Origin of the sequence: Lentzea roselyniae (assembly GCF_039537795.1) — a bacterium.
Taxonomy (GTDB): domain Bacteria; phylum Actinomycetota; class Actinomycetes; order Mycobacteriales; family Pseudonocardiaceae; genus Lentzea; species Lentzea atacamensis.
Genome location: NZ_BAABBE010000018.1, coordinates 71,702 through 98,517, shown reverse-complemented (window position 1 = coordinate 98,517; position 26,816 = coordinate 71,702). Strand labels below are relative to the sequence as shown.

Below are 26,816 nucleotides of genomic sequence, written 5' to 3'. Positions count from 1 at the left end.
CTTTTGAGTTCGAAAAAACTCAGTGGCCGTGCCCGTGCCCGTGGCCGTGGCCCGCAGCGGGAGCCTCGTCCGCCTTCTTCTCGACGATGGCGCTCTCGGTCGTGAGCACCATGCGCGCGATGGAGGCGGCGTTCGCGACAGCCGAGCGGGTGACCTTGACCGGGTCGATGATGCCCTGCTCCAGCAGGTCGCCGAACTCGAGCTTGGCGGCGTTGATGCCGAAGCCCCACTCGCCCTCGCGGACCTTGTTCACCACGACGGCGCCCTCGAGGCCGGCGTTCGCGGCGATCCAGAACAGCGGCGCGGACAGGGCCTTCGCGACCAGCGCGACACCCGTGGCCTCGTCACCGGTCAGGCCCAGGCCGCCGTCCAGCACCTTGGCGGCGTGGACCAGCGCGGAACCACCGCCGGGGACGATGCCCTCCTCGACCGCGGCCTTCGTAGCGGCGACCGCGTCCTCGATGCGGTGCTTGCGCTCCTTGAGCTCGGTCTCGGTGGCGGCGCCGACCTTGATCACGGCGATGCCGCCGGAGAGCTTCGCGAGGCGCTCCTGCAGCTTCTCGCGGTCCCAGTCGGAGTCCGTGGCCTCGATCTCGCGGCGCAGCTGCTCCGCGCGGCCGGCGATGTCGGCCTTGGTGCCGCCGCCGTCCACGATCGTGGTGTCGTCCTTGGTCACGACGACGCGGCGGGCGGAGCCCAGCTGGTCGAGCGTGGTCTCGGACAGCTTCAGGCCGATCTCCGCGGAGATCACCTCGCCGCCGGTGACGACCGCGAGGTCGTCCAGGAACGCCTTGCGGCGGTCACCGAAGAACGGCGCCTTCACGGCGACGACCTTCAGCGTCTTGCGGACGGCGTTGACCACCAGCGTGGACAGGGCCTCGCCCTCGACGTCCTCGGCGATGATCAGCAGCGGCTTGCCGGACTCCGCGACCTTCTCGAGGATCGGGAGGACGTCGGCGAGCGCCGAGATCTTCTCGCGGTGCAGCAGGATGCGGACGTCTTCGTAGACGGCCTCCTGCGCCTCGAGGTCGGTCGAGAAGTGCGTCGACACGTAGCCCTTGTCGAACTGCACACCCTCGGTGATCACGAGCTCGGTCGCGAGCGTGGACGACTCCTCGACGGTGATGACACCGTCCTCGCCAACGCGCTCGATGGCCTCGCCGAGCAGGGCGCCGATCGACTCGTCACGCGAGGAGACGGTGCCGACCTGAGCGATGTTGTCGCGGCCCTTGACCGGGGTGGCCTTGCCCTTGAGCGCGTCCACGACGGCGTCGGCGGCGGCCTGGATGCCACGGCCGAGCGCGGTCGGGTTCGCCCCCGCGGCGATGTTGCGCAGGCCTTCCTTAACGAGGGCCTGCGCCAGCACGGTGGCGGTGGTGGTGCCGTCACCCGCGACGTCGTTGGTCTTGGTGGCGACCGACTTGGCGAGCTGCGCGCCGAGGTTCTCGAACGGGTCGTCCAGCTCGATCTCGCGAGCGATGGTCACACCGTCGTTGGTGACGGTCGGACCGCCGAACTTCTTGTCGAGGACGACGTGGCGCCCGCGCGGCCCAAGGGTGACCTTGACCGTGTCCGCGAGCTTGTTCACGCCGCGCTCGAGCGCCCGACGAGCGTCCTCGTCAAAGCTGATCTGCTTGGGCATTTACCTCAAAGCCTCTCTGGGTAGCGAAACGCCCCGGTAGCCCCGGGGTGGGGCGCCGGGGCGTCAGGCATGTCAGCCGCAGCGTCTTAGTTGACGACGGCCAGCACGTCGCGGGCGGAGAGGATCAAGTACTCCTCGCCGTTGTACTTGACCTCGGTGCCGCCGTACTTCGAGTAGATGACGACGTCGCCGACAGCCACGTCCAGCGGGACGCGGTTGCCCTTGTCGTCGATGCGGCCGGGGCCGACCGCGAGGACCTTGCCCTCCTGGGGCTTCTCCTTCGCGGTGTCCGGGATCACGAGGCCGGAGGCAGTGGTCGTCTCGGCCTCGGAGGCCTGAACGACGATCTTGTCCTCGAGCGGCTTGATGTTCACGCTCACCGGGATGACCTCCACGGGTCGTTGGCAGGTTTCGTTGTTACGGCTCCTGCCACCCCGCCGTCGCGGGGGTCGGGGCGGTGCTGGTGCCGTGCAGTTGGCACTCTACCCATGAGAGTGCCAACGCTTCAACGAGGGCCCCGAACCGCTCACCCATCGGGAGCCGTATTCAGGGCATGCCCACCTTTTCGCGCCGAACGCTGCTGCTCGCAGGCGTGGCGGGAGTCACAGCGTTCACCGCCACCGCGGACGCCAGACCGAGCGACCCTTTCACACTGGGTGTGGCCTCGGGTGACCCGACACCCGACGGGGTGGTCCTGTGGACCCGGCTGGCCGTCGAGCCGCTGGCGGAGGACGGCATGGGTGGCATGCCGAACCGTCCGATCGAGGTGCGGTGGCAGGTCGCCGACGACGAACGGTTCACCCGGATCGTGCAGCAGGGCTCCACCCTCGCTCGACCGGAGGACGGCCACAGCGTCCACCTCGAGCTCACCGGACTGGAACCGGGTCGCGAGTACTTCTACCGCTTCAGGACGCTCAACCACATCTCCCGCACGGGCCGCACGCGCACCGCTCCTCCTCCGGAGGCCTTACAGGTACCGCTGACGATGGCCTTCGCGTCGTGCGCGCAGTACGAGCACGGCTACTTCACGGCGTATCGGAGGCTGGCAGAGGACGAACCCGACCTGGTGCTGCACCTCGGCGACTACACCTACGAGTACGAGGCCGGCATCCACGTCGCGCCGACGGGCAACGTCCGCCACATCGAAGGGCCGACCACCACGACGCTCGCGGGCTACCGCCGACGGCAGGCGCAGTACAAGAGCGATCCCGACCTGCAGGCCGCGCACGCCGCCGCGCCGTGGGCGGTGATCTGGGACGACCACGAGATCGCCAACAACTGGGCCGGACTGCAGCCGGACACACCCCAGGCGGACTTCGCCAAACGCCGCGCGGCGGCGTTCCAGGCCTACTACGAGAACATGCCCGTGCGCAGGTCACCAAGGCTGTACCGGCGGATCCGATGGGGATCGCTCGCCACGTTCCACATGCTCGACACCCGCCAGTACCGGACCGACCAGGCCTGCGGGGACGGGTTGCAGCTCTGCCCGGAACGACTCGCCCCCGAGCGGACGATGCTCGGCGATGACCAGGAAAAGTGGCTGTTCGACGGGTTCCGCGAGTCTGCGGCCCGCTGGGACGTCCTCGGGCAGCAGGTCTTCTTCTCGCAGTACGACTACATCCCCGGCGACGTCGACAAGTTCCTGCTGGACGCGTGGGACGGCTACGTCGCGGACCGGGACCGGGTGGTGGCGGGGTTCGCCGGCGTGCGGAACGCGATCGTGCTCACCGGCGACGTGCACGCGGCGTGGGGCGCGGAGGTCAAGCAGCGCTGGGACGACCCGTCGTCGAAGACGCTCGCGACCGAGCTGGTGACCACGTCGATCACGGCCGGCGGCGACGGTTCCGAGGAGTACCAGGACACGCCGCTGTGGCTCAAGGAGAACCCGCACGTGAAGTACTTCAACAACCGGCGCGGGTACACGCTGACCAGGTTCACGCCCGATGAGCTGCGCACGGACTTCCGCGGGCTGGACCACGTGACGCGGCCGGGCTCGCCCGTCCACACCAAGGCGTCGTTCGCGGTGGAGGACCGAGTCCCGGGGCTCCACAGGCTTTAGGGAAGCGTTCACCTGACAGCCACCCTGGTGGGTGAAGGTCTCACCATGACTCGAGTGACGCGACGCGCACTCCTCATCGGGGGACTTGCGCTCACCACCGTCGGCGCCGGGTCGGGCAGGCTCGCCGACCCGTTCACCTTGGGGGTCGCTTCCGGCGACCCGACCTTCGACAGCGTGGTCCTGTGGACCCGCCTCGCACCCACCCCGCTCGCGGAGGACGGCCTGGGCGGCATGCCGTCCCGCGTCGTCGAGGTGAAGTGGGAGATCGCACTGGACGAGCGGTTCCGGCGCGTCGTCCGGCGCGGCACGGCCCACGCGCGGCCGGAGGAGGGCCACAGCGTCCACGTGGACGTGCGCGGGCTGCTGCCCGGCCGCGAGTACTTCTACCGCTTCTCCGCCGAAGGCCACCTGTCACGGGTGGGCCGGACCAGGACGGCGTTGGCACCGTGGGCGCTGGGCAGCGGGCTCACGATGGCGTTCGCCTCCTGCTCGCAGTTCGAGCACGGCTACTTCACCGCGTACCGCAGGATGGCCGAGGACCAGCCGGACCTGGTGCTGCACCTCGGCGACTACCAGTACGAGTACGCCAAGGGCACGTACGTGGCACCGGGTGGCAACCCGCGCGACCACGAGGGCCCGGAGACCGAGACGCTCGCGAACTACCGGCAGCGGCACGCGCAGTACAAGACCGACCTCGACCTGCAGGAGGCGCACGCCGTGGCGCCGTGGGCCGTGGTGTGGGACGACCACGAGATCGACAACAACTGGGCGGACGAGGTCTACGAGAAGCCGCAGATCCCGCAGCCGAACTTCCTGGCGCGGCGGGCGGCGGCGTTCCAGGCCTACTACGAGAACATGCCGATCAGGAACAAGCCCAACGGCATCGACCTGCAGCTCTACCGGCGCATCCAGTGGGGCGGGCTCGCGAACTTCCACATGCTCGACACCCGGCAGTACCGCGACGACCAGCTCTGCGGTGACGGTTTGAAGGCGTGCCCCGAGCGGCTCAACCCGACGCGCACGATCACCGGTGCCGAGCAGGAGAAGTGGCTGCTCGACGGTCTCAGGCGCTCGCGAGCGCGTTGGGATGTGCTGGGACAGCAGGTGTTCTTCTCGCAGCTCGACTTCGCGCCCGGTGCCGGCGAGACCAACAACATGGACGCGTGGGACGGCTATGCCGCGAACCGCGACCGCGTCGCCGCAGGCTTCGCCCACACGCGCAACACCGTCGTGCTCACGGGCGACGTGCATGCGGCGTGGGCGGCCGAGGTGAAGGAGAGGTGGAACGACCCGACGTCGAGGACCGTTGCCACCGAGCTGGTGTCGACGTCGATCACGTCCGGTGGCGACGGGTCGGAGGAGCGCCCCGAGACACCGGCGATCCTGGCCGAGAACCCGCACGTGAAGTACTTCAACAACCGGCGCGGGTACGTTCGGACCAGGTTCACCGCGCGTGAGGTGCGAGCGGACTTCCGTGCGCTCGACTACGTGCAGAGGCCCGGCGCTCCGGTGACCACGAAGGCGTCGTTCGTGGTGGAGGACCGCAGGCCGGGCCTCAACAGGGTCTGATCAGCCCGACCAGTTGCCCGACACGAACATCAGGTAGAACAGGGTCTGTGTGGTCAGACCCAGGTACATCACCGCGTAGACCACGGACTTCAACGCGGGGACGCGCTGGCCGAGCAGCACCAGCGCCAGGTAGATGCCGAAGCACGGCAGCAGGTAGCGGTGCACCGAGACCAGGTTGCCGTTCAGCGTGAGCATGATCAGCGACGCGACGCCGTAGAGGCCCACGGGCACCAGGTCGCCCCTGCGCTGCGCCAGCAGGTAGATCGAGCCGGCGATCAGCAGGACGATGCCGGCCAGCGGTACCACGTGGTTGGTGAGGTTCCACGTGTTCAGGTCGGCCGGCTTCGTCAGGGTGTTGACGCTCATCAGCAGCTCGTTCCAGAGCGTGCCGAAGATGTTCGGCGTGAACTGGTGGTACGACCAGGCCGGGGCCTTCTCGTACGCCGACGTCATGCCGAGCGGATCGCCGACCAGAATTTTCAGGTACAGCGCGAAGCCGAGAAAGCCCACGGCGCTCGCGGGGAACCACAGCAGGTGCCACGACAGCAGGCCGCGGAACTTCCAGTCCTTGCTGCGCCAGAACTCCAGGAAGCACAGGCCCACGAACAGGACGGCGGTGATCCGCACACCGGTCAGCGGCATCAGGCACAGGCCCATGAAGACCCACTGGCGGCGCAGCGCGAAGAGGTACGCCCAGAAGCCGAGCGCGATGAACACGGCCTCGCTGTAGAACGCGTGCAGGAAGTACGCCGACGGCCACGTCAGCATCGCCATCACGACGAGCCACGGCGCGCGCTCGCCGGTCAGGAAGGTCCTGGCGATCTTGAGCAGCGCCACCGCGCCGAGCCACGTGGCGACAGTGTTGACGATGATGCCCGCGGCCAGCGTGCCGATCTTGCCGAGGAACACCATCTTCACGAGCCACACGACGGCCGGGAAGGCGGGGTAGAACGCCTGTGAGGTCGGGACGTTCTGGTAGGCCGTGCCCTCGGCGATGCCGGTGAAGTTCTCGGCGTCCCAGCGATGCGTGTGCGAGAGCAGCGTGTCGACCGTGCGTGACGAGACCGGCGTGCCCTCGAAGATCGGCAGCAGCGGCTCGAGCACCCGCCCGAGCACGGTCATGAAAATCTGCCAGGCGAACACCAGCAGGAAGACCTTCGCGAAGTCACCCGTCAGTGCGGTCTTCCACCGGGGAACTGGTCTGTGCGCCTCCTCGGCGACGACCTCCGGCTCACGGATCGCGGTGTCAGTCATGAACGGGTTCCTTTGCAAGCTCTTCGGCAGGGCGGAACACGAGCTTGCTGTAGAGCACGTAGTTCCAGACGAGGGCGACGCAGATGCCCGCGAACTTGGGCACCGCGATGGCGAGCGTCTCCGGCAGACCGGCGAACGCGTCGCGCGTGAGCAGGATGACCAGCGGTTGGATGACCCACAGGCCGATGCCCGTGACCAGCACGAACAGCACGACCTGGCGGGCCACGCCGCCGCCCGCCGCGCGGAACGTGAAGCTGCGGTTGAGGGTGAAGCTGAGCGCCATGCCCATCGTGGTCGAGATCAGGTTCGCGATCACGAGAGGCGTGCCGAGCGCGAACAGCACCGTGTAACCGACCAGGTCGACGAGGGTGTTGCCCACACCGACCAGGCCGAAGCGCAGCTGCTGGGCACTCAGCAGCTTCTTCACGACGCGAGGACCCTGGCGTCGTTCGGCACGTTCGTCCCGGTGCGCACCGACGCCACGCTGTAGAGCGGGCGAGCCTGCACCTCGGTGTAGATGCGGCCGACGTAGCTGCCGAGCACGCCGAGCATGATCAGCTGGATGCCGCCGAGGAAGAACACCGCGCTGGTGATGAACGCCCAACCGGGAACGGCGGTGTCCGGCAGGAACAGCTTCACGCCGACGACGTAGCAGATACCGACGAACGCGAGGAACGAGATGAAGTAGCCGACCTTCGAGATCAGCTTCAGCGGGGCCGCGGAGAAGCCGACGATGCCGTCCGCCGCGAACCGCAGCATCTTGCGCAGCGGGTAGCCGGTGACGCCCGCGTGGCGCTTGTCGCGGTCGAACTGGACGGCGGTCTGACGGAACCCGATGAAGCTCACCAGGCCGCGCAGGAACCTGTTGTGCTCGCGGAACTTGCGCAGCTCCTCGACGACCTTGCGGTCGATCAGGCGGAAGTCGCCGGTGTTCTCCGGGATGTCGATCTCGGCGACCTTGCGCAGGAACCAGTAGAACGCCCGCGCGGTGGCCTTCTTGAACGCCGTGTCCTGGCGCGAGCGGCGCTGGGCGTAGACGACGTCGTAGCCCTGCTCCCACTTCTCGACGAGCTCGAGGCTCACCGAGGGCGGGTCCTGCATGTCGCTGTCCATGATGATCACGGCGTCGGCGTCCGCGAGGTCGAGCCCCGCGGTCACGGCGAGCTGGTGGCCGAAGTTGCGCGACAGGTCGATGACGGTGACCCGGTCGTCGGCGTCCGCTACGGCGTTGAGCAGCGCGAGCGAGTCGTCGCGGCTGCCGTCGTTGACGTAGATGAAGTTGACCCGGTACCGGTCTTCCAGCGGCTTCACGACTTCGGAAACCGTCTTGTGCAGCAGATCGATGTTCCCGGCCTCGTTGTAGATCGGGAACAGGTACGTGATCGTGCGCATGGGTTCAGCGCTCACCGCTTACTCCAGTGTCAGGTCCGCCCCAGGAATGGGGTCAGAGTATCTGCACGGTCCCAACAGGCAGACCCGGCGTCGTCGACAGGTCCATCGGCGACGGCTTGGCACCGGCGGCGACCAGGTGAGCGCCGAGTGCGGCGATCATCGCGCCGTTGTCGGTGCACAGCCTGGGCCTCGGCACGCGCAGTTCGATGCCGGCCTCGGCGCAACGCTCGGCGGCCAGGCCGCTCAGGCGCGAGTTCGCCGCGACACCGCCGGAGATGACCAGCGTGTCGACCTTGAGATCCTTCGCCGCGCGGATCGCCTTGGCGGTCAGCACGTCCGCGACCGCCTCCTGGAACGACGCGGCGACGTCGGCCAGCGGGATCTCCTCACCGGCACGTTCCGCGCGCTCGACCCAGCGGGCGACCGAGGTCTTCAAGCCGGAGAACGAGAAGTCGTACTTCGCGTCGCGCGGGCCGGTGAGGCCGCGCGGGAACGCGATCGCGCACCCGTTGCCCTGCTTGGCGAGCTTGTCGATGGGCGGGCCACCGGGGTAGGGCAGGTCGAGCAGCCTCGCGACCTTGTCGTACGCCTCACCTGCGGCGTCGTCCACCGTGGACCCGATCTCGGTGATCGAGTTCGCCAGGCCACCCTCGACGAGCAGCAGCTGGGAGTGGCCACCGGAGACGAGCAGCGCGAGGCAGCGGTTCGGCAGCGCGCCGTGCTGCAGCGTGTCCGCGGCGACGTGGCCGGCGAGGTGGTTCACGCCGTAGAGCGGCTTGTCGAGCGCGGCGGCGTAGGCCTTCGCGGCGGACACGCCGACCAGCAGCGCGCCGGCAAGGCCAGGACCGGCGGTGACGGCGATGGAGTGGATCTGGGAGAGCTCGGCACCGGACGCGTCCAGCGCGCGGCGCATGGTCGGCACCATGGCTTCGAGGTGGGCGCGGGAAGCGACCTCCGGCACGACGCCGCCGAAGCGGGCGTGCTCCTCGACGCTGGAGGCGACCTCGTCGGCGAGCAGTTCGAGCGAGCCGTCCTCGCCGAGGCGGACGATGCCGACGCCCGTCTCGTCGCACGAGCTCTCGATGCCCAGAATCAAGCGATCAGACACTGTGAGCAGGCCTTCCCATCGTGTACGCGTCGGCACCCGACGGCTGGTAGTAGCGGCGGCGCACGCCGAGGTGCTCGAAGCCGTGCGCCAGGTACATGGCGATCGCGGGCTCGTTGTCCGTGCGGACCTCGAGGTAGACCGGGACGCCGATCTCGTCCACGCGGGCGAGGAGGTCGTTCAGGAGCTTCTTGCCGACGCCCCTGCCCTGCCAGTGCTTGATCACCGCGATCGTGTGCACGCTGGCCTCGTGCTCCGAGGCGGCGAGCCCCGCGTAGCCGATGAGCTCATCGCCCGCGTACGCGCCGATGTAGTAGTTGCCGTTGTCGAGCTCGCTGTGGAACGCGTTCTCGCTCCACGGGTCCTCGCCGGGGAACAACTGCAGCTCGATCTCGTGGCACCTCGGCACGTCGGCGTGCCGCAGCGGCGCGAGCGTGACGGTGCCGGTGGTCATGCCCTGGTCACCCGCTTGCGTCCGGTGGGCTCGACCGCGTCCGGGCGGCGCAGGTAGAGCGGGGTGAGCGCGGCAGGACGGGCCTTCGCGAGCACCTCGGCGGCCGCGGCGGCGACCAGGCCCTCCGGCGTGGGGTGCTTGGCCCCGAGCAGCTCCAGGCCGAGGATCTCCTGGTAGATCTCCGCACCCTCACCGGTGGCGTGGTGCACGCCCAGCGCCGGCAGCTTTTCCGCCAGGTCCTGCGGGCGCTCGACGTGCGGGCCGTCGGTGCGGCGGCCAGCGGCGTCGTAGGCGGCCCAGTAGAGCTCCTTGCGCCGGGCGTCGGTCGCGACGAGCAGCGGGTGGCCGCTGGCGGCGTCCCTGGCGATGGCGTCCGTGGTGGCGACCGGGTAGACCGGGCGGTTGAGCGCCTGGCCGAGCGCGGCGGCGGTGGCGAGGCCGACCCGCAGGCCGGTGAAAGGGCCGGGACCTGCGCCGACGACGATGGCGTCGAGGTCGGCGAACGTGTGGCCGGCCTCTTCGAGCGAGTCGCTGATGTGCGGGGTGAGCAGCTCACCGTGCGCCTTGGCGTTGAGCGTCACCCGCTTCGCCAGCAGGCGCGGCGGGGAATCGGGTGCGAGTTCGACCACACCGGCGGTGACTGCGGGGGTGGCCGTGTCGACGGCGAGCACTAGCACGATTGTCCAGAGTAGTACGAGGTCGTGTCGGCCATCCGGTCGCCTCTTGCTGTCAACCGCCGAAGGCGATTCGGCGGCAAGCGGCGGCCGGATGGCCGGCTTCCCGACGACCTCGTCGCCATCTGCGCAGCAGGGGCAATCGAACACCGTGGTCGAAGCCACACTTCCGATGCGTCCTCGAGGCACGGGCACCACCCTGGATCCATGTTCGCTGAACCGAGTGACCGCGAAGCTCTCCGCTTCGGTGAGAAGTCCCTGACCCACGCCGAGCTGCACCGGGCCGCGGGCACTCTGGCGGAGCGGCTGAAGGGCAACAGCCGCGTCGCCGTGTGGGCGACTTCGACGCTCGAAACCTGCGTCTCGGTGGTCGCAGGGCTGCTCGCGGGCGTCGCGATCGTGCCGCTCAAGGGCGTGGTGCTGCCCCGCAGGGCGCTGACCTCGAACATCGACGCGCTCGCCGAGGCGTGGCAGTGGACCGGCGACGACGTGCTGGTGCACGGGTTGCCGCTGTTCCACGTGCACGGCCTGGGCATCGGCATCCTCGGCGCGCTCCGGCTGGGCGGCTCGGTGCGGCACGTGAGGTTCTCTCCCGCCGCCATCGGCCACGAGCTCGCGACCGGCGCCACGATGATGTTCGGCGTCCCGACGATGTACCACCGGATCGCCGAGGCGGTGGAGCAGGACACCGCGCTGGCGGACCGGTTCCGGCGAGCACGGCTGCTCGTCTCGGGTTCGGCGGCGCTGCCGGCGAGCGACCACGAGCGGATCGCCAAGGCCACCGGGCAGGGCATCGTCGAGCGGTACGGGATGAGCGAGACGCTGATGAACGTCAGCGTGCGGTTCGACGGCGATCGCCGTCCGGGCGCGGTCGGCCTGCCCGTGGACGGCGTCGAGGTGCGGGTCGTCGACGAGCAGGGGGACGACGTCGGCATCGGCGCCATCGGCGAGATCGAGGTGCGCGGGCCGAACCTGTTCCTGGAGTACCTCAACCGGCCGGACGTGACCGAGGCTGCGTTCCGCGACGGGTGGTTCAAGACCGGCGACATGGCGGCCCGCGACCCCGACGGTTACCTCAGGATCGTCGGGCGGCGGGCCACCGACCTGATCAAGAGCGGCGGCTACAAGATCGGCGCAGGGGAGATCGAGAACGCCCTGCTGGAGCACCCGGCGGTGGCCGAGGTGGCGGTGACCGGCGAGCCGGACGACGACCTCGGCGAGCGGATCGTGGCCTGGGTGGTGCCGTCTGGCGAGGCGCCGGCACCGTCGGTGCTGAGCGACCACGTGGCGAGGCTGCTGTCGCCGCACAAGAGGCCACGGGTCGTGCGTTACCTCGATGCCCTGCCGCGCAACGAGATGGGCAAGGTGCTCAAGCGCGAGCTGTCCTGACTGGACAGCCAGGCGTTGTCGGCGATGCCGACCTCACACAGGCAGGGTGCGAGCCGTCCAGTCGCCGTGCGGGATCAGCTGGGCCGTGCGAACGTCGTCGGCTCCGCGCTCGAGGCGGATGAGCAGATGATCTTCACTCAGGCGTTCCGCGACGCCCTCGCCCCACTCGACCGCCACCACGGCGTCGACCAGGTCCGTGTCCAGATCAAGATCGTCCAGCTCGTCCAGGTGACCCCCGAGCCGGTAGGCGTCGACGTGCACCAGCGGCACACCCCTGCCATCCTCGGCCGGCTCGTGGACGCGGGCGATGACGAACGTCGGCGACGACACGCGGCCCTGCACACCGAGGCCGCGCGCGAGCCCGCGCACCAGTGCCGTCTTGCCTGCACCCAACGGCCCGGCGAGCAGCAGCAGGTCGCCCGCCCGCACGACTTCACCCAGCTTGCGGCCGAACTCCTCGGTGTCCTCCACCAGGGGCAGTTCGACGGTCTTCACGCTCGGCGCCACCACTTCTTCCGACTCTCTCCGCGATCGGCCGCGCAGCGTTCGACGAGCGCGACCAGGTGGTCGTTGACGAGATCAGCCTGCTCCATCATCACCATGTGCCCGGCACCGGGGGCCCTGACGAGCGTGGCGTGCGGCATCTCCTCCGCCATCCGCTCGGCGTGCGAGAAGGGCGTGAGCTTGTCCGCGTCACCGCTCACGATCAGCACCTCGCAGTGCCGCAGCCCGGCGAGCGCCCGGTAGCGGTCGTGCGTGCCGAGGGTCTCCAGGAACTCGGTGAGCACCTTCACCGTCGTCCCGTTGATCATCTGCTCCATCAGGTCCACAAGGGACGGTGCCACCTTGCGGTCACCGAACGCCAACGCCCGGATGCCGCTCCACGTCAGGGTTTTCGCGCCACGGCGCACCCACTCTACGAGGGCCGGTTGCAAACCGGCGAGCCGTCCGATGCCGAGCGTCACCGGGTTGTACCGCGACAGCACGGACTTCGGCAGTCCCGCACCACCGACCGCGCCCGCAGCCGTGCCGATCAACGCGACACCGCGCACCCGTTCGGCGAAGAGGTCCGGCTGCTTCTCGGCCAGCGCCATGATCGTCATGCCGCCCATGGAGTGGCCCACGAGCACGAGCGGTCCCTCCGGCACGACCGAGCGGATCACCGCGTCGAGGTCGTGCGCGAGCTGCTCGATGGTGCTGGCCTCGGCGGCAGAACGGCCGGACCGGCCGTGGCTGCGCTGGTCGTAGATCACCTGGTGCACCCGCGGGTCGATCAGTTCCGCGAGGTCACGGCGCTGGAAGTGCCAGCAGCGGCGGTCCAGCGCGAAGCCGTGCACGAGCACGACGGTGATGTCGGCCTCGCCACCGTCGGCGGGGTCGACCTCCTCGACGGAGATCGGCACGCCGTCGTCCGCGGCCACGGTCGACTCGCGATCGGGCAGCAGCTGTCCTAACGGCTCGTCGGCGAGGCTGTCGGTGGCGGTCTTGCGCTGGTGCGACACCTTCGCGGTCTGCGCGACGGCAGCACCCGCGACGGCGGCGCCGAGCGCACCACCGACCCACCCGACGACCTTCCACACCGGCTTCACGTGTAGATCCTCCGCACCCGCGGCCGGTACATCCCGCAGACGATCTCGTAGTCGATCGTCCCGGTCAGCTCCGCCCACTCCGTCGCCGTCGGCTCCCCCCGGCGCCCGTCGCCGAACAGGACAACTTCCGCACCCTCGCGGACCTCGTCGTTCCCGCAGTCCACGACGATCTGGTCCATGCAGACACGCCCGGCCACCGGGCGGCGCTTCCCGTCCAGAAGCACCTCCATCCGGCCGGAGAGCACCCGCGGGACACCGTCCGCATACCCGGCCGGCACCAGTGCCAGCGTCGTGTCCTCCTGCGCGGTCCATGTCATCCCGTAGGAGACCGACTCGCCGGCGGGGATACGTTTCGTGAGGGCGACGTACGACCGGTAGCTCATGACCGGACGCAGGTCGTGGTCGGTCGGTACCGGGTTCAGCCCGTAGATCGCGATGCCGGGCCGCACCATGTCGAAGTGCAGATCGGGCCTGGTCAGCAGGGCCGCGGAGTTGGCGATGTGCCGCTTCGGATCGAGACCGTGGGCCTTCGCCACCTCGTAGGCGTCGTCGAACCGCTTGGCCTGCAGGTCGACCGACGGATGACCGATTTCGTCAGCGCACGCGAGGTGCGACCAGATGGCGACGACCTCGTGCTTCCTGGCCTGTTCCACCAGCTCCGGCCAGTCGTGCGGCTGGCAGCCGTTGCGGCTCAGACCCGTGTCGATCTTGAGGTGGATCCGGGGCCGGGCGTCGGCTTCCTCCGCGGCCTGTTCGACGCGGCGCAGGTCGGTCAGGGACGCGACGGACAGGTCGACGTCGGCCGCGATGCCGGCGGCCAGGTCCTCGTCCGGTGCGTCGAGCCAGGCCAGGATCGGTGCCCGGATGCCGGCGGCTCTGAGCGCGAGAGCTTCCTGCGTGGAACAGGAACCCAGCCAGGTGGCGCCGGACTCGAGGGCGGCCCGTGCGACCTCCACCGCGCCGTGGCCGTAGCCGTCCGCCTTGACGACAGCCATCGTCTCCGAGGCAGGTGCAAGGGCGGCGAGCAGCGAGACGTTGTGCCGCAGCGCACCTAGGTCGACGACAACTTCTGAGCGGGCCATAACCTTTTCATCGTGCCATGACTCCGCAGCTCATCGGGTGTGAGCGAGCGCTCAGGACCGTCGAAGTGCCCGGATGGCCGCCGGGATCGCCTCCATCAGCCCGGAAGCCGGCACCGGCGCCCCGTCCGCCGCCAACTCCGCCGCCAGGACGTGCGCGTAGGCCGCGTATCCAGCTGCCAGGAACGGTTCCACGCCACCGGCCAGCAGCGCGCCGATGATCCCGGACAACACGTCCCCGGATCCGGCCGTCGCAGGCCACGACGACGTCGCCGAGTTGACCAGCGCCCGTCCGTCCGGCGCCGCCACCACGGTCCGGTGGCCCTTCAGCAGGACCACGGCGTTGAACCGCTGAGCCGCCTTCCGCGCCGCCGCGACCCGATCCACGCCGACCGGACCGGCCAGCCGTTCGAACTCCCTGTCGTGCGGCGTCAGCACGAGCGGGGTGTCCGGGTCGCGCGCGTCCCACAGCGTGGGGTGCTGCGCGAGCAGGGTGATGGCGTCCGCGTCCGCGATCACCGGCACACCGGCCTCCAGCACGGACCTCAGCACGCCGTCCGACGACGAGCCGGTACCCGTGCCCGGTCCCACGACCCAGGCCTGCACGCGGCCGGCGTCCGTGATCGAGCCGGTACAGATGGTCTCCGGCCAGCGCGCTCGAATCGCGTCGGCAGCCGGACCCGCGTAGCGGACCATGCCGGACGTGGCGAGAACGGCGGCACCGGTCGAAAGCACCGCGGCACCCGGATAGGTCGCGCTGCCGGCCGCCACGCCCGTGACGCCCTGCGTGTACTTGTCGTCGGACGGGCCCGGCACCGGCCAGGCGATGTCCGAGCGGTCCAGCAGCACGAAGTCCGGGTCCGTCGGCCGCAGACCGATGTCGACGAGGTGCACGTCACCGCAGTCGGCCAGCGCGTGCACGGGCTTGAGGCAGCCGAACGTCACGGTGGTGTGCGCACGTACGAAGGGCCCGGAGATCTCGCCGGTGTCCGGGTCGATGCCGGAGGGCAGGTCCACAGCGAGGATCGGCGCGCGCACGCTCTCGACGAGCGCGGCCGCGTCCGGGCGGAGCGGGCCTCGTGCGGACAGGCCGACTATGCCGTCGATCACCAGGTCCGGGGTGCCGACCTCGTCGACGATCCGGCCGCCGGCGCGCCGGAAGGCGGAGAGTCCCTCGGCATGCGCTTTGGCCGGGTTGAGCAGGATCGCGGACACCCCGACACCGCGGCGGCGCAGGAAGTAGCCGGCCCACAGGGCGTCGCCGCCGTTGTTGCCGGCGCCGACCAGCAACGTGACGCGGCGACGTCCGGAAAGAAGCCTGAGGGCGTGGGTGGCCACACCGAACGCGGCCTTGCGCATCAACGAGCCCGGCGGAACAACCGCCATGAGCTCCTCTTCAGCGGACTTGACGCGTTCGGTGTGCCAGACGCCTCTCACTCACTCGACCGTAACGGACTTCGCGAGGTTGCGGGGCTTGTCCACGTCGTAGCCGCGGCTGCGGGCGATCTCGGCGGCCAGCACCTGCAGCGGCACCGTCGAGATGAGCGGTTGCAGCAGGGTCGGGACGGCCGGAATCTCGATCAGGTGGTCGGCGAACGGGCGCACGGTCTCGTCGCCCTCCTCGGCGATCACGATCGTGCGGGCGCCGCGGGCCTGGATCTCGCTGATGTTCGACACCAGCTTCGAGTGCAGGACGGCGCGGCCCTTCGGCGACGGCATGACCACGACGACCGGGAGGTCCTTCTCGATCAGCGCGATCGGGCCGTGCTTGAGCTCGCCGGCCGCGAAGCCCTCGGCGTGCATGTAGGCGAGCTCCTTGAGCTTGAGCGCGCCCTCCAGTGCCACCGGGTAGCCGACGTGGCGGCCGAGGAACAGCACGGCCTTCGAGTCGGCCAGCTCACGACCGAGCTTGCGGACCTGCTCGACGGTGCCGAGCACCCGCTGCACGGCCTCGGGCATGGCCTCCAGCTCGTGGAACTCGCGGGCGACCTCGTCCGGGTACTTGGTGCCGCGAGCCTGCGCCAGGGCCAGACCGACGAGGTAGTTCGCCGCGATCTGGGCGAGGAACGCCTTCGTCGACGCGACACCGATCTCCGGACCGGCGTGCGTGTAGAGGACGGCGTCGGACTCACGCGGGATCTGCGCGCCGTTCGTGTTGCAGACGGCCAGAACGCGGGCCTTCTGCGCACGCGCGTGACGCACGGCCTCCAGCGTGTCCGCGGTCTCGCCGGACTGCGACACGGCGACGACGAGCGTGTCGCGATCGAGCACGGGGTCGCGGTAGCGGAACTCGGAGGCGAGCTCGACCTCGACGGGCAGGCGGGTCCAGTGCTCGATCGCGTACTTCGCGACGAGGCCGGAGTGGTAGGCCGAACCACAGGCGATGACGAAGACCTTGTCGACGTCACGCAGGTCCTGGTCGGAGAGCCGCTGCTCGTCGAGGACGATGCGGCCGTTCGAGAAGTGGCCGCGCAGCGTGTTCGCCAGCGCCTCCGGCTGCTCCTCGATCTCCTTGAGCATGAAGTACTCGTGGCCGCCCTTCTCGGCGGCGCTGAGGTCCCAGTTGACCGTGAACGGCTTGGCCTCGGCCGGCTCGCCGTCGAAGTCGGTGACCTCGTAGCCCTCGCGGGTGATCACGACCATCTGGTCCTGACCCAGCTCGACGGCCTCGCGGGTGTGCGCGATGAACGCCGAGACGTCGCTCGCCACGAAGTGCTCGCCCTCGCCGACACCCACGACCAGCGGGGAGTTGCGGCGGGCCGCGACGACCTGGTCCGGCTCGTCGGCGTGCGTGAACACGAGCGTGAACGCGCCCTCCAGGCGGCGCACGATCTTGCGCACGCTGGCGGGCAGGTCGCCCTTCGTCTCGCCGTCGCCGTAGGCGAACGCCACGAGGTGCGCGACCGTCTCGGTGTCGGTGTCGGACGCCATCTCGACGCCGAGACCCTCGAGCTCGGCGCGCAGCGCGGCGAAGTTCTCGATGATGCCGTTGTGCACCACGGCGACGCGGTTCGTCGCGTCGCGGTGCGGGTGGCTGTTGCGGTCGATCGGCGCACCGTGTGTCGCCCACCGCGTGTGTCCCATGCCGACGGTGCCCGCGAAGTTGTCGCGGCCCACCTCGTCGAGCCTCGTCTCCAGGTTCTGCAGCCGGCCCGCCTTGCGTTCGACGGCGAGTTCGCCCTCGCCGATGACCGCCACGCCTGCCGAGTCGTAACCCCGGTACTCGAGCCGCCTCAGCCCGTCCAGTACGACGTCGAGCGCCGCCCGGTGACCCACGTATCCCACGATTCCGCACACGCGAAACAGACTAGCTAGACCACGCCGCTAACCCTAATGAGTGGGGACGACCCATCACCGCTGGTCAGAGACACGTTTGGTGTAGACCAATCTCGAATGTGGTGCGCACGACAGGATCGACTACGGTTCACCCCATGGCTCGCCGCGTGATCACGCTGACCGCGAAACAGGCCCTCGAGCAGCTCAGCAGGCCCGGTCCGCACCCGGTGCTGCGCGGCGATCTCGCCCTCGTCGGCCTGCCGGGCGTCGTCTTCACGCCGGAGTCGGGTCTGGGCCTGCCGGCCGTCGCGTTCGGACACGGCTGGATGCAGCCCGTTCGCCGCTACCACGGGCTTTTGCGGCACCTGGCGTCGTGGGGAATCGTCGCCGCCGCCCCGGCGGTGGAACGCGGGCCGCTGCTGTCGGCACGCGTGCTGGCCGCGAACCTGCTGACCACTTTGGACATCTGCACCGGCGTGCGGCTGGGATCCGGGAAGATCAGCGTGGACCCGGCCAAGGTCGCGCTGGCCGGGCACTCGATGGGCGGCGGCGCGGCGGTGCTGGCTGCCGCCGAAGCCGAGCGTGTCCGCGCCGTTGTGACTTTGGCCGCAACGGAGACGAGGCCGTCCGCACTGGACGCCGCGCGCGAGGTCCGCGTACCCGGCCTGCACCTCGCGGCCGGTGAGGACCGGATCGCGCCGCCCGTCGGGCACTCCGAGGCGATCGCCCAGGCTTGGGGCGGCCCGGTCCAGCTGCGGCTGCTCCCCAAGGCCTCGCACCTCGGGTTCACCGAGGGCAGGCACTGGAGCGAGCTCCTGCTCGACGGCCACGCCGAGCGGGGATCGCACAAGCTCGGCCGCGCGCTGGCGACGGCGTTCCTGCTGCGGGTGCTGACCGGTGAGCGCCTGTACGACGAGCTGCTCGACAGCGACCTGAAGAACGCGAACGTCGTCTTCCAGCGGGAAGCACTGCGCCGGCGCTGACGTGCTCCCCGTGATGCCCGGAACTCAGAACCAGGGCTGCACCAGGCCCCAGCCGGAGCAGTTCCAGGGACCGTCACCGGGCAACGGCTTGCGCATCGGCCTGGCCGCGCTGGAGGCGTGCTGATTGCCGTCGCGATCCCCCGGTCGCCTCCGCTGGCCGCGCACTTCCAGAGCAGGACTGCCTGGTGGGCACGGCCGGGGTGGGGAACGCCGCTGCGACATCAGCAGATGCCGCAGCAAGGACCTCAGCAGTCCGCAGGGGCATCCTCAGCAGGGTTACGGCCCGCACCGCACCCGCTAGATTGCTCAGCGTGATGCCGAATCAGGGTTGGCAGCAGAACCAGCCCCAACAGCAGTGGGGTCCGCCGCCACCACAACCGAGGGGCGGCAGCTTCGCGATGGCTGTGGTCGTCGCGGTGGGTGCGTTCGGAGTCGCCATCTACTGGGCGATCCTCGGGGTCATGAGGCTCATCATCAAACGGCCTCACCAGTCGGAACCCGAAGTCGTCGCGCTCCTGCTGCAGGAGACCGGCGGCAACGGCGACCTGCTGGCGCCGCTGAGCATCGCTGACACAGTGCTCAAGCTGCTCGCAGCGGTGGTGCTCGTGTTCGGCGCATTGCTGGTCGTCCTGCGCAAGATGCCCGGTGCGTTCCTCATCGCGGGCGCCGTCCTGGTGGGACTGCTCGCCGCCGGGTGCCACTTCTTCTACTACCAGCAGATCGGCTGGAGCGGCACCAGCGACACCTACATCGCGGCCGTGCTCACACTGATCGTCGGGGTCGTGGCGATCCTGCCACCGGTGACCAACGCGTTGAAGCCCGCCGCAGGGCCGCAGGGCGGTCAGCCCCAGTTCCCGCACCAGCCGCCACCACCCGGTTATGGGCCTCCCCAGGGCCCGCCACCACCTGGCTACGGCCCGCCGCAGGGCCCGCCTCCCCCCGGCTACGGCCCGCCGCGCTGAACCAACGAGAACGCCCCCAGATGATCTGGGGGCGTTCGTCGCTCAGGACAACCAGCTCTGGTTGCTCAGGTCGTCGTCATCGTCGACGACGGGACGCTGCGGCCGCCTGGGCGGCGCCTGGCGCACCGGCGGCGGAGGCGCCACCGGTTGCTGGACGACCGGCGGCTGCTGCACCGGCCGCTGCGGCTCCGGCCTCACCCCCGTCATGAAGCCCTCGGACTGGGCACGCAGGTCCTGCGCCCGCCACTCCTTCGCGATCCGCTCGACCTCCTCATCGAGGTCGTCCTTCGCGATGGCGGTTTCGTCGTCGAGGCCGAAGGAGAGCTCCTTGTTGCGCTCCTTCGGCTGGCCGCCGCCGTGCTGGGTCCTGGCCATCTCGCGCAGGCGCTCGGCGAGCCGCTGCTTGCGGTCGGCGAACTTGTCGTGGTTCTCCTGAGTCTGCTTGGTCGACTCGGCGAACTTCTCCTTGGCGTCCGCCATGCGCGAGGAGTGCTCCGACTCGATGCCCGCGAGCTTCGCCTTGAACGCGGCGAGATCGAGATCACTCACCACTGACCACCCCGGTTGCCGTCGTCACCGCTGAGCACGCCCTGGGCGCTGCTCAGCGGATTGCTGTTGTCCTCGTCGAACAGCGAACCCGTGGTGCGCCACTGGCTCGCGCCGCGCTCGGTGTCGCCGCCCTGCTGACCGCCGGCGCCCGCACCACCCATCATGCCGCCGCCCATCATCCCGCCGCCCATCATGCCGCCGGCCGCGGGCCCTGACGTGGGCTGACCGTGAGCGTCCTGCATGGACGGCAGGTTCGCCGAACCCGCCTGGCCCGCCTCGGAGGCGTTCGTGTTGAACGCACCACCGTTGTCGCCCTGGGACGGCGTGCTCCAGGCGCTGTCGGCCGGCGACGAACCACCGAGCACCGACTCGCCGCCGGAGGACCCACCGCCGGTGAAGGAGACACCGGACGCCACCGTGCCGTCCGGGGCCGCGACGATCCTGGGCTCGCCGACGTTCGGCATGATGCCGTTGTCCTGGATGTAGTTGGGGCCCACGGGCGGACCCGCCGAGCCCGGCGGGCTCCAGACCTGCTCGCCCTGGGCGGGCATGGTGTGGAACTCACCCTGCGCCGGCGCGGGCATCGGCTGGAACTCGCTCTGGGCCGGCATGGTGTGGAACTCACCCTGCGCGGGCGCCGGCATCGGCTGGAACTCACCCGGAGCAGGCGCCGGCATCGTCTGGTACGCGCCGTCGACAGGCTGCGGGAAGTCCTGGTCCGGGATGTTCAACGGCTGGTCGAGCCGCAGATCCCCGGTCATGCCACCGGAACCACCGCCACCGACGCCCGCGGGATCGGTGCCCGCGGCCGGGTTCTCGTCCTCGCCGAAGCTCACGCCGATCTGGTCGGGCGTGCCGTCGCCGTTGTCCGCGGTCAGGTTGATCTCGCCGGTCTGCGTGTTGACCTCGGCGGTGAAGTTGACGCCGTCCTGCTCGATGTGGATCTTGCCGTCGGCGCCGACCTCGACCGGGATCGGGTTCGACTCCGAGCCGGGCGCTCCCATGCCCGTGCCACCGGGAGCACCGCCGCCGGGCGTCGGCGTGCCGCCCGTCGGAGCGGGAGCGCCGGGCGCCTGCGAGCCCTGGGTGGGCGTACCGGTGAGCTGATTGGCCATGGCCGTGATGGCCTGCGCGCCGTTCTGACCCATCAGCGCCTTGGCGGCCTCGGGGTTCTTGCTGAAGTCGAGGTCGTAGGTCTTCGGCTCGCCCTTGGGCGTGTCGATCGTCATCTTCACGTGCCCGTTCGAGTCGGGCTCCGTGACCTTGATCGTGTTGTCGCCCGCCTTGACCGTGACGGTCTCGAGGTTCTCCTCGGGCTTGGGCAGCTGCTGCTGGTTGTCGGGCTTGCCGTCGCCGTCGAGGTCGTCGATCTTGCCGTCCCCGTCGGTGTCGCCGGGCAGGTCCGGCTTGCCGTCGCCGTTCTTGTCGAGCGGGTTCTCCGGCTTCGGGATCTCCGGCATGCCGCCACCGCCACCACCACCGCCACCGGTCGGGCCGCCACCGCCACCGCCACCGCCGCCGCCGGGGTTCTGGTTCTTGCCGCCACCGCCGGGCTTCTCGGCGGGCGTCTCCTCCTTGGCGGGCTCGAACGGCTTGGTGTTGATCTTGTCGATCTCGGCACCGAGCGCGTTCCAGGCGTCGTCGACCGCCTTCTTCGTGTCCTTGCAGAGCTTCTCGAAGTTCGTCCACTTCTGGCTGACATCGTTGTGGAAGGTGCCCTGCAGCCAGTCACGGGCGCCGATGCGGACCTGTTCCTTCCACCTGTCCTCGTCGCAGGCCTCATCGTTGATCTGGATGCCCACGTGACCGGCGGCCCGCCTCAGCACACCCTCGTCGTCGCTGGTCGCGGCCTGCACGATCTCGCGGATCTGCGGCGGCGTCTTGCCCGCGATGTCGAACGGGCTGCCCACACCGTTCAGCACCGCGTTCGCCTTGTCGTTCACCAGCTGCGAGACCGTGTGGCACGCCGCGCGCGTCGCGTCGGCGATGTGGTTGATGCCGTCCGCGACGGCCGCGGCCTTCTTCGAGAAGTCGGCGACGAAGGCGCGCGAGTTGTCCGCGGCCTTGCCGTCCCAGGTCGACCAGAGCTTCGACATCGACTTCTCGGAGTCGGCCTGCTGAGTGCGCAGATCCGTGGAGACCTGCCGCATCTCCTTGATGTCTTCGTCGATCTTGTGGAAGTCGATGTCGCGCTGCTCTTCGTAGAGCGTCTTGACGGCGTTGAAGTCCGTGGGGACGTTCGAGGCGCCGACACCGATGACCTTCTTCGCCTCCACGTAGACGGGAAGGAAGTTCTCGAAGTACTTGAGGCCGGGTGCGCCGGCGTCCAGCAGGAAGTTCGAGTTGCCGACACCCGCGCCACCGTCCGCGGCGCGCTGCTCGGACTGGTCCAGCGTGTTCTGACCGGACTTCTTGGCGTTGTTGTGATCGTCGATCTTCTTCTGACCGGCGTCACCTGACTTCTTCGCGATGTCGTAGGCGTTGTTCAGCCGGTCTTCCGAGCTGTCCGACCACGGCATCGCGTTCGACAGCGACTGGCCGAAGCCGTCGCCGTAAGAAACGTCGTAGTCGTCGAGGTACTTCTCGAGCTCGTCGTTGTGCGTGCCCGTGAAGTCCTTGTCCATCTCGGTCGTGTAGTACGCCTCGAGAAGGGCCTTTTTCTGGTCTGGCGGGACCTCGGGGTTGTCGCAGAGCTTCTTGACTTCTTCCCAGGTGGGCATCTGCGACTACCCCTTCTGCTTGTTGATGTTGGCGGCGTTGGCCTCTTCCGTCCACGCGTAGCCGTTCGCGGACTCGCGGAGCTTGTCGGAAAGGCCCTTCATCGCCGCGGAGTAGGCACCGATCGCCTCGGCTAGTTTCGGCAGGCCGGCCTTGTACTTGGCGCCACCGGCGGTGTGCGCGCGACCGAAGTCCTTCTCGCTCACAGCGCTCGCGGTGATCTTGGCCTTGTAGTTCTCGATCTCGGTCGCGATCCCCTGGATGGTCGTCGCGGACGACATCATTTCGCCGGCGTTCGCCTGATAGCCAGACATGTGGTCCCTGCCTCCCCTAGTCCCCGATCTGACGCAGTTCGGCTCAGCGGGGTTCCGCCATACAGTGCCAGCTCAGGTCACACGACCGCCTGAGCTCTGTGATGTCGGTTGCCTTAGTAAACAGCCATTCGGCGGCATTCGCCGACGATCACCACTGATTGGGCGGCGGCGGCTGCTGACCAGGCGGTTGCTGGGGCCATTGCTGGCCGGAGGGCGGGCCCTGCTGACCGGGAGGAGGCCCTTGTTGCGGCCATTGCTGCCCTGGGGGGAAGGGCTGCTGAGGCGGATGAACCTGGCCGGAAGGCGGGCCCTGCTGCGGATGCTGGTGCCCTGGCGGGAAGGGCTGCTGGGGCGGGTAGCCGTGGCCGGGAGGGAACTGCTGCGGGTGCTGAGCCCGCTGCTTCTTCTGGTTCTTCACGACGATCACGACCACCAGCACGACCGCGACGAGAGCGAGGACGAACAGGGTGATCAGCAGCTGGGCCGGTCCGAACTTCACGACTGATCACCAACCGTTCTGCGTGGGCGGCTGCTGGCCGGGCGCGGGTTGCTGTGGATGTCCCTGTGACGCGTAGTGCTGCTGCGGGTACGCCTGCTGGCCTGGCGGGAACTGTTGCTGCTGGTACGGGTATCCCTGCTGCGGCGGATACGGCGGCCGGGCGGGCTTGCGCCTGGTGGTCAGCACGACCACCAGGACCACCCCGAGCACCACCAGCACGAGCAGGACGAACAGCGCCAACCAGATAGCCACGGGCCCTCCGAAATCCTCAGTGGACCGAGGAAACCACACCCGCCAGGCGTTGCGCTGCCGACTCCGCCTGTTCGTGGCTCGTCGCCTCGACCATCACACGCACGAGCTGCTCGGTGCCGGACGGGCGCAGCAGCACGCGGCCGGTGTCGCCCAGTTCGGCCTCGACCTCGGCGACGGCCTCGCTGACAGAGGTGGCCTTGGCCACGGCGGCCTTGTCGGTGACCTTCACGTTGATCAGGACCTGGGGCAGGCGGCGCATCACCGAGGCGAGGTCGGCGAGGGACTTGCCGGTCTCGGCCATGCGGGCCATCAGGCGCAGCGCGGTGAGCAGGCCGTCGCCGGTGGTGGCGTGGGCGGGCAGCACCACGTGGCCGGACTGTTCGCCGCCGAGCGAGTAACCGCCGGCCTTGAGGTCCTGCAGCACGTACCGGTCGCCGACGGCGGTGGTGCGCAGCCGGATGCCCGCCTCCCGCATCGCGAGGTGCAGGCCGAGGTTGCTCATCACCGTGGCGACGAGGGTGTCCTCGTACAGCTCGCCCGCGTCACGCATGGCGAGCGCGAGGATCGCGAGGATCTGGTCGCCGTCGACGATGGCGCCCTCGGCGTCCACGGCGAGGCAGCGGTCGGCGTCGCCGTCGTGCGCGATGCCGAGGTCGGCGCCGTGCTCGCGGACCGCGGCGGCGACGACGTCGATGTGGGTTGAGCCACAGCCGGCGTTGATGTTGAGGCCGTCCGGGGTGGCGTTGATCGCGATGACCTCGGCGCCCGCGCGGCGGTACGCGTCCGGTGCGGCCACCGACGCGGCACCGTTCGCGCAGTCCACCACGACCTTGAGGCCGTCGAGGCGGTGCGGCGTGACCTTGAGCAGGTGCTCGACGTACTGGGTCTCGGCGTCGGGGACGTCGCGCACCCGGCCGATCGCGGCACCGGTGGGACGCTCGAAGCCGGTGCCCATGAGCTGCTCGATCTCGTCCTCGACCTCGTCCGGCAGCTTGTGGCCGCCCGCGGCGAAGAGCTTGATCCCGTTGTCCGGCATCGCGTTGTGCGACGCGGAGATCATCACGCCGATGTCGGCGCCGAGTGCGGCGACGAGGTGCGCGACGGCCGGGGTGGGCAGGGCGCCGACGCGCAGCACGTCCGCACCGGCCGAGGTGAGGCCCGCGGTGACGGCGGCGTCGAGCATCTCGCTGCTCGCCCTGGGGTCGCGGCCGACGACAGCGACCGGGCGATGGGAACGGTCGTGCTCGGCGAGCACACGTGCCGCTGCGGCGGCGACGGACATCGCGAGCTCTGGGGTGAGATCGGCGTTGGCGAGACCACGAACTCCGTCGGTGCCGAACAGGCGGGCCATGAATCCTCCGAATTGGACACTGCGAGGCGACGGGAAAAGACCCGGAAAACACTGCGGGAGCAGCAGTTCGAGATGAACTGCTGCTCCCGCAGGTACAGCTGAGGTGATGCTCAGCGCTTGGAGTACTGAGGCGCCTTGCGGGCCTTCTTCAGACCGTACTTCTTGCGCTCCTTGACCCTCGGGTCACGGGTGAGGAAGCCGGCCTTCTTGAGCGCCGGGCGGTCCTCGGAGTCGACGGCGATCAGCGCACGCGCGATGGCGAGACGCAGCGCACCGGCCTGGCCGGTGATGCCGCCGCCGCGCAGGTTGGCGATCACGTCGAAGGTCTCGGGCTTCTCGGTGGTGACGAGCGGCTCCTTGATGAGCTGCTGGTGCACCTTGTTCGGGAAGTAGTCCTCGAGGGCCTTGCCGTTCAGGGTGAACTTGCCGGTGCCGGGCACGAGGCGGACGCGGACGACGGCCTCCTTGCGGCGGCCGACGGTCTGCGCGAGGTGCGCGGCGCCGTTCAGCGAGGGCGCGACCACCGGCGCGGAGGTCTCGACGACCTCAGCCTCGGCGGCCTCGGCCTCGGGAGCCTCGACGACCTCGGCCTCGACCTCGACGGCCTCGACGGCCTCGGGGGTCTCGTTCTCAGGGGTGGTCACAGGAACTTCCTCGGTGTACTCGTCGCTCACTGGGCGATCTTCTTGATCTCGAAGGCCTGCGGCTGCTGCGCCGCGTGCGGGTGGTTCGGTCCGCTGTAGACCTTCAGCTTGTTCGCGATCTGACGGCCCAGGCGGTTCTTGGGCAGCATGCCCTTGATCGCCTTCTCCACCAGGCGGTCCGGACGGGTGTCCAGGACCTCGCCGAAGGACTGCTTGCGCAGACCGCCGGGGAAGCCGGAGTGGCGGTACTGGAACTCCTGGTCCCGCTTCGAGCCGGTCAGGGCGACCTTGTCAGCGTTGATGATGACCACGAAGTCACCGGTGTCAACGTGAGGGGCGTAGGTCGGCTTGTGCTTGCCGCGCAGCAGCGTCGCGGCCTGGGTGGCGAGCCGGCCGAGCACCACGTCCTGGGCGTCGATCACGTGCCAGGTGCGGGTCACCTCACCGGGCTTCGGGCTGTACGTGCGCACGGGTCTACCTCGTCGTCACTTGCGTCTGGGGTCACTGCGGCGGTTGCCCCAGACCGATCTTGGACAGGCCAAGCGGTGGTTCCGAGACAGGCGCGGCGCACACGGGCGCCAGCTACCGCACAACAACGTAAGAAGATACCGGATGGGTGGTGCGGGGACCAAAACGGCCCCCTCCGAGCCCTGTCTCCGGACGTACGCGAGCCCCGGACCACGTGGTTCCGGGGCTCGCGAAGGTCTGGCTGTACCGCGGCGGTCTTACCAGCGGCTGATGTTGCGCTGCTCGGCCTCCTGGTAGCCCTCGCCCGCCTGCTGCACGGCGGTACCGATGGCCGCGAGGACCTTGTTCAGGTCGTCAGCACCCTGGTCCCACTTGGCCTGCGACGCCTGGTAGGCCTCGGCGCCCTGGCCGGTGTAGCCGCCGAGCGTCTTCGTGACCTCCTGACGGAGCTCGTCGAGCAGGGCGTCAACCTCGCGCGACTGAGTCGAGATGGTGGTCGCGGCCTGCAGGATCTCCGCAAAAGTGACTTCGATGGACATTTTCGATTCTCCCCTGAGGATGTCTAGTGAGTTGAGGAATGCGGAACGAAGCGTC

At 69.4% G+C, this 26,816-nt stretch carries 27 protein-coding genes; 5 read left to right on the top strand and 22 right to left on the bottom strand.

Annotated features, from left to right (window positions below; translation table 11 throughout):
- Positions 1-19: 19 nt before the first annotated feature.
- Positions 20-1,642: a chaperonin GroEL gene (groL, locus tag ABFX45_RS29330; RefSeq protein WP_112226782.1), complete on the bottom strand. Its 1,623-nt coding sequence runs from the start codon at positions 1,640-1,642 to the stop codon at positions 20-22.
- An 86-nt stretch (positions 1,643-1,728) separates the two neighbouring features.
- Positions 1,729-2,022: a co-chaperone GroES gene (gene groES, locus ABFX45_RS29325; RefSeq protein WP_030478362.1), complete on the bottom strand. Its 294-nt coding sequence runs from the start codon at positions 2,020-2,022 to the stop codon at positions 1,729-1,731.
- A 173-nt stretch (positions 2,023-2,195) separates the two neighbouring features.
- Between groES and ABFX45_RS29320 the strand changes: the two genes are divergently transcribed.
- A complete protein-coding gene (locus ABFX45_RS29320) occupies positions 2,196-3,701 on the top strand; it encodes an alkaline phosphatase D family protein (RefSeq protein WP_346133381.1) in 1,506 nt (501 codons plus the stop codon).
- Positions 3,702-3,746: 45 nt separating this feature from the next.
- Positions 3,747-5,270, top strand: a complete 1,524-nt coding sequence (locus ABFX45_RS29315) for an alkaline phosphatase D family protein (protein ID WP_346133379.1) — start codon at positions 3,747-3,749, stop codon at positions 5,268-5,270.
- Here the strand turns inward: ABFX45_RS29315 and ABFX45_RS29310 are convergent, their stop codons facing one another.
- Genes ABFX45_RS29310 through tsaB form a run of 6 tightly spaced genes read right to left on the bottom strand, consistent with a single transcriptional unit; the run spans position 5,271 to position 10,152 of the window.
- Positions 5,271-6,524: a hypothetical protein gene (locus ABFX45_RS29310; protein ID WP_109639006.1), complete on the bottom strand. Its 1,254-nt coding sequence runs from the start codon at positions 6,522-6,524 to the stop codon at positions 5,271-5,273.
- The gene (locus tag ABFX45_RS29305) at positions 6,517-6,951 is read right to left on the bottom strand and encodes a GtrA family protein (protein ID WP_346133376.1); all 435 of its coding nucleotides are present in this window, start codon (positions 6,949-6,951) and stop codon (positions 6,517-6,519) included. Before ABFX45_RS29305 ends, ABFX45_RS29310 begins: the two co-directional genes overlap by 8 nt.
- The gene (locus tag ABFX45_RS29300; RefSeq protein ID WP_346133374.1) at positions 6,948-7,931 is read right to left on the bottom strand and encodes a glycosyltransferase family 2 protein; all 984 of its coding nucleotides are present in this window, start codon (positions 7,929-7,931) and stop codon (positions 6,948-6,950) included. The genes ABFX45_RS29305 and ABFX45_RS29300 overlap by 4 nt, the downstream gene beginning before the upstream one ends.
- Positions 7,932-7,968: 37 nt before the next feature.
- On the bottom strand, positions 7,969-9,024 hold the full coding sequence (gene tsaD / locus ABFX45_RS29295; RefSeq protein WP_346133372.1) for a tRNA (adenosine(37)-N6)-threonylcarbamoyltransferase complex transferase subunit TsaD: 1,056 nt from the start codon (positions 9,022-9,024) through the stop codon (positions 7,969-7,971).
- Complete coding sequence (rimI, locus tag ABFX45_RS29290) at positions 9,017-9,475, bottom strand: ribosomal protein S18-alanine N-acetyltransferase (RefSeq protein WP_346133370.1); 459 nt, start codon at positions 9,473-9,475, stop codon at positions 9,017-9,019. The genes tsaD and rimI overlap by 8 nt, the downstream gene beginning before the upstream one ends.
- Entirely contained in the window at positions 9,472-10,152 is a 681-nt protein-coding gene (tsaB, locus tag ABFX45_RS29285) for a tRNA (adenosine(37)-N6)-threonylcarbamoyltransferase complex dimerization subunit type 1 TsaB (protein WP_346133368.1), read from the bottom strand. Before tsaB ends, rimI begins: the two co-directional genes overlap by 4 nt.
- Positions 10,153-10,356: 204 nt before the next feature.
- Between tsaB and ABFX45_RS29280 the strand changes: the two genes are divergently transcribed.
- Entirely contained in the window at positions 10,357-11,538 is a 1,182-nt protein-coding gene (locus tag ABFX45_RS29280) for an AMP-binding protein (RefSeq protein ID WP_346133366.1), read from the top strand.
- A gap of 33 nt (positions 11,539-11,571) precedes the next feature.
- Here ABFX45_RS29280 and tsaE read toward each other — a convergent pair whose 3' ends face one another.
- Genes tsaE through glmS form a run of 5 tightly spaced genes read right to left on the bottom strand, consistent with a single transcriptional unit; the run spans position 11,572 to position 17,503 of the window.
- Positions 11,572-12,033 (bottom strand): tRNA (adenosine(37)-N6)-threonylcarbamoyltransferase complex ATPase subunit type 1 TsaE, encoded by a 462-nt coding sequence (gene tsaE, locus ABFX45_RS29275; protein WP_346133364.1) that lies wholly within the window; start codon positions 12,031-12,033, stop codon positions 11,572-11,574.
- Positions 12,030-13,127 carry an alpha/beta fold hydrolase gene (locus ABFX45_RS29270; protein WP_346133362.1) on the bottom strand — a complete coding sequence of 366 codons (1,098 nt, stop codon included), beginning with the start codon at positions 13,125-13,127 and terminating at the stop codon, positions 12,030-12,032. Before ABFX45_RS29270 ends, tsaE begins: the two co-directional genes overlap by 4 nt.
- Positions 13,124-14,209 carry an alanine racemase gene (alr, locus tag ABFX45_RS29265; RefSeq protein ID WP_346133360.1) on the bottom strand — a complete coding sequence of 362 codons (1,086 nt, stop codon included), beginning with the start codon at positions 14,207-14,209 and terminating at the stop codon, positions 13,124-13,126. Before alr ends, ABFX45_RS29270 begins: the two co-directional genes overlap by 4 nt.
- Before the next feature lie 51 nt (positions 14,210-14,260).
- Positions 14,261-15,643: an NAD(P)H-hydrate dehydratase gene (locus ABFX45_RS29260; protein WP_346133358.1), complete on the bottom strand. Its 1,383-nt coding sequence runs from the start codon at positions 15,641-15,643 to the stop codon at positions 14,261-14,263.
- Positions 15,644-17,503, bottom strand: a complete 1,860-nt coding sequence (gene glmS, locus ABFX45_RS29255; RefSeq protein WP_109628699.1) for a glutamine--fructose-6-phosphate transaminase (isomerizing) — start codon at positions 17,501-17,503, stop codon at positions 15,644-15,646.
- Positions 17,504-17,637: 134 nt separating this feature from the next.
- Between glmS and ABFX45_RS29250 the strand changes: the two genes are divergently transcribed.
- Complete coding sequence (locus ABFX45_RS29250) at positions 17,638-18,465, top strand: dienelactone hydrolase family protein (RefSeq protein ID WP_346133356.1); 828 nt, start codon at positions 17,638-17,640, stop codon at positions 18,463-18,465.
- A gap of 311 nt (positions 18,466-18,776) precedes the next feature.
- Complete coding sequence (locus tag ABFX45_RS29245; RefSeq protein ID WP_346133354.1) at positions 18,777-19,427, top strand: hypothetical protein; 651 nt, start codon at positions 18,777-18,779, stop codon at positions 19,425-19,427.
- A gap of 42 nt (positions 19,428-19,469) precedes the next feature.
- Here ABFX45_RS29245 and ABFX45_RS29240 read toward each other — a convergent pair whose 3' ends face one another.
- The 9 genes from ABFX45_RS29240 to ABFX45_RS29200 all read right to left on the bottom strand — a co-directional run bounded on the left by ABFX45_RS29240 (position 19,470) and on the right by ABFX45_RS29200 (position 26,761).
- Positions 19,470-19,976: a hypothetical protein gene (locus ABFX45_RS29240; protein ID WP_346133352.1), complete on the bottom strand. Its 507-nt coding sequence runs from the start codon at positions 19,974-19,976 to the stop codon at positions 19,470-19,472.
- Positions 19,973-22,696 carry a WXG100 family type VII secretion target gene (locus ABFX45_RS29235; protein ID WP_346133350.1) on the bottom strand — a complete coding sequence of 908 codons (2,724 nt, stop codon included), beginning with the start codon at positions 22,694-22,696 and terminating at the stop codon, positions 19,973-19,975. Before ABFX45_RS29235 ends, ABFX45_RS29240 begins: the two co-directional genes overlap by 4 nt.
- A gap of 6 nt (positions 22,697-22,702) precedes the next feature.
- The gene (locus ABFX45_RS29230) at positions 22,703-23,008 is read right to left on the bottom strand and encodes a type VII secretion target (protein ID WP_109628709.1); all 306 of its coding nucleotides are present in this window, start codon (positions 23,006-23,008) and stop codon (positions 22,703-22,705) included.
- Positions 23,009-23,156: 148 nt separating this feature from the next.
- Positions 23,157-23,507 (bottom strand): hypothetical protein, encoded by a 351-nt coding sequence (locus ABFX45_RS29225; protein ID WP_346133347.1) that lies wholly within the window; start codon positions 23,505-23,507, stop codon positions 23,157-23,159.
- A 6-nt stretch (positions 23,508-23,513) separates the two neighbouring features.
- Entirely contained in the window at positions 23,514-23,759 is a 246-nt protein-coding gene (locus tag ABFX45_RS29220) for a hypothetical protein (RefSeq protein WP_233439074.1), read from the bottom strand.
- Positions 23,760-23,775: 16 nt separating this feature from the next.
- A complete protein-coding gene (gene glmM / locus ABFX45_RS29215; RefSeq protein WP_109628711.1) occupies positions 23,776-25,110 on the bottom strand; it encodes a phosphoglucosamine mutase in 1,335 nt (444 codons plus the stop codon).
- 110 nt (positions 25,111-25,220) lie between these two features.
- On the bottom strand, positions 25,221-25,754 hold the full coding sequence (gene rpsI, locus ABFX45_RS29210; protein WP_109632781.1) for a 30S ribosomal protein S9: 534 nt from the start codon (positions 25,752-25,754) through the stop codon (positions 25,221-25,223).
- Positions 25,755-25,780: 26 nt separating this feature from the next.
- Entirely contained in the window at positions 25,781-26,224 is a 444-nt protein-coding gene (gene rplM, locus ABFX45_RS29205; protein ID WP_030472013.1) for a 50S ribosomal protein L13, read from the bottom strand.
- 255 nt (positions 26,225-26,479) lie between these two features.
- A complete protein-coding gene (locus ABFX45_RS29200) occupies positions 26,480-26,761 on the bottom strand; it encodes a WXG100 family type VII secretion target (RefSeq protein WP_346133344.1) in 282 nt (93 codons plus the stop codon).
- Positions 26,762-26,816 lie beyond the last annotated feature (55 nt).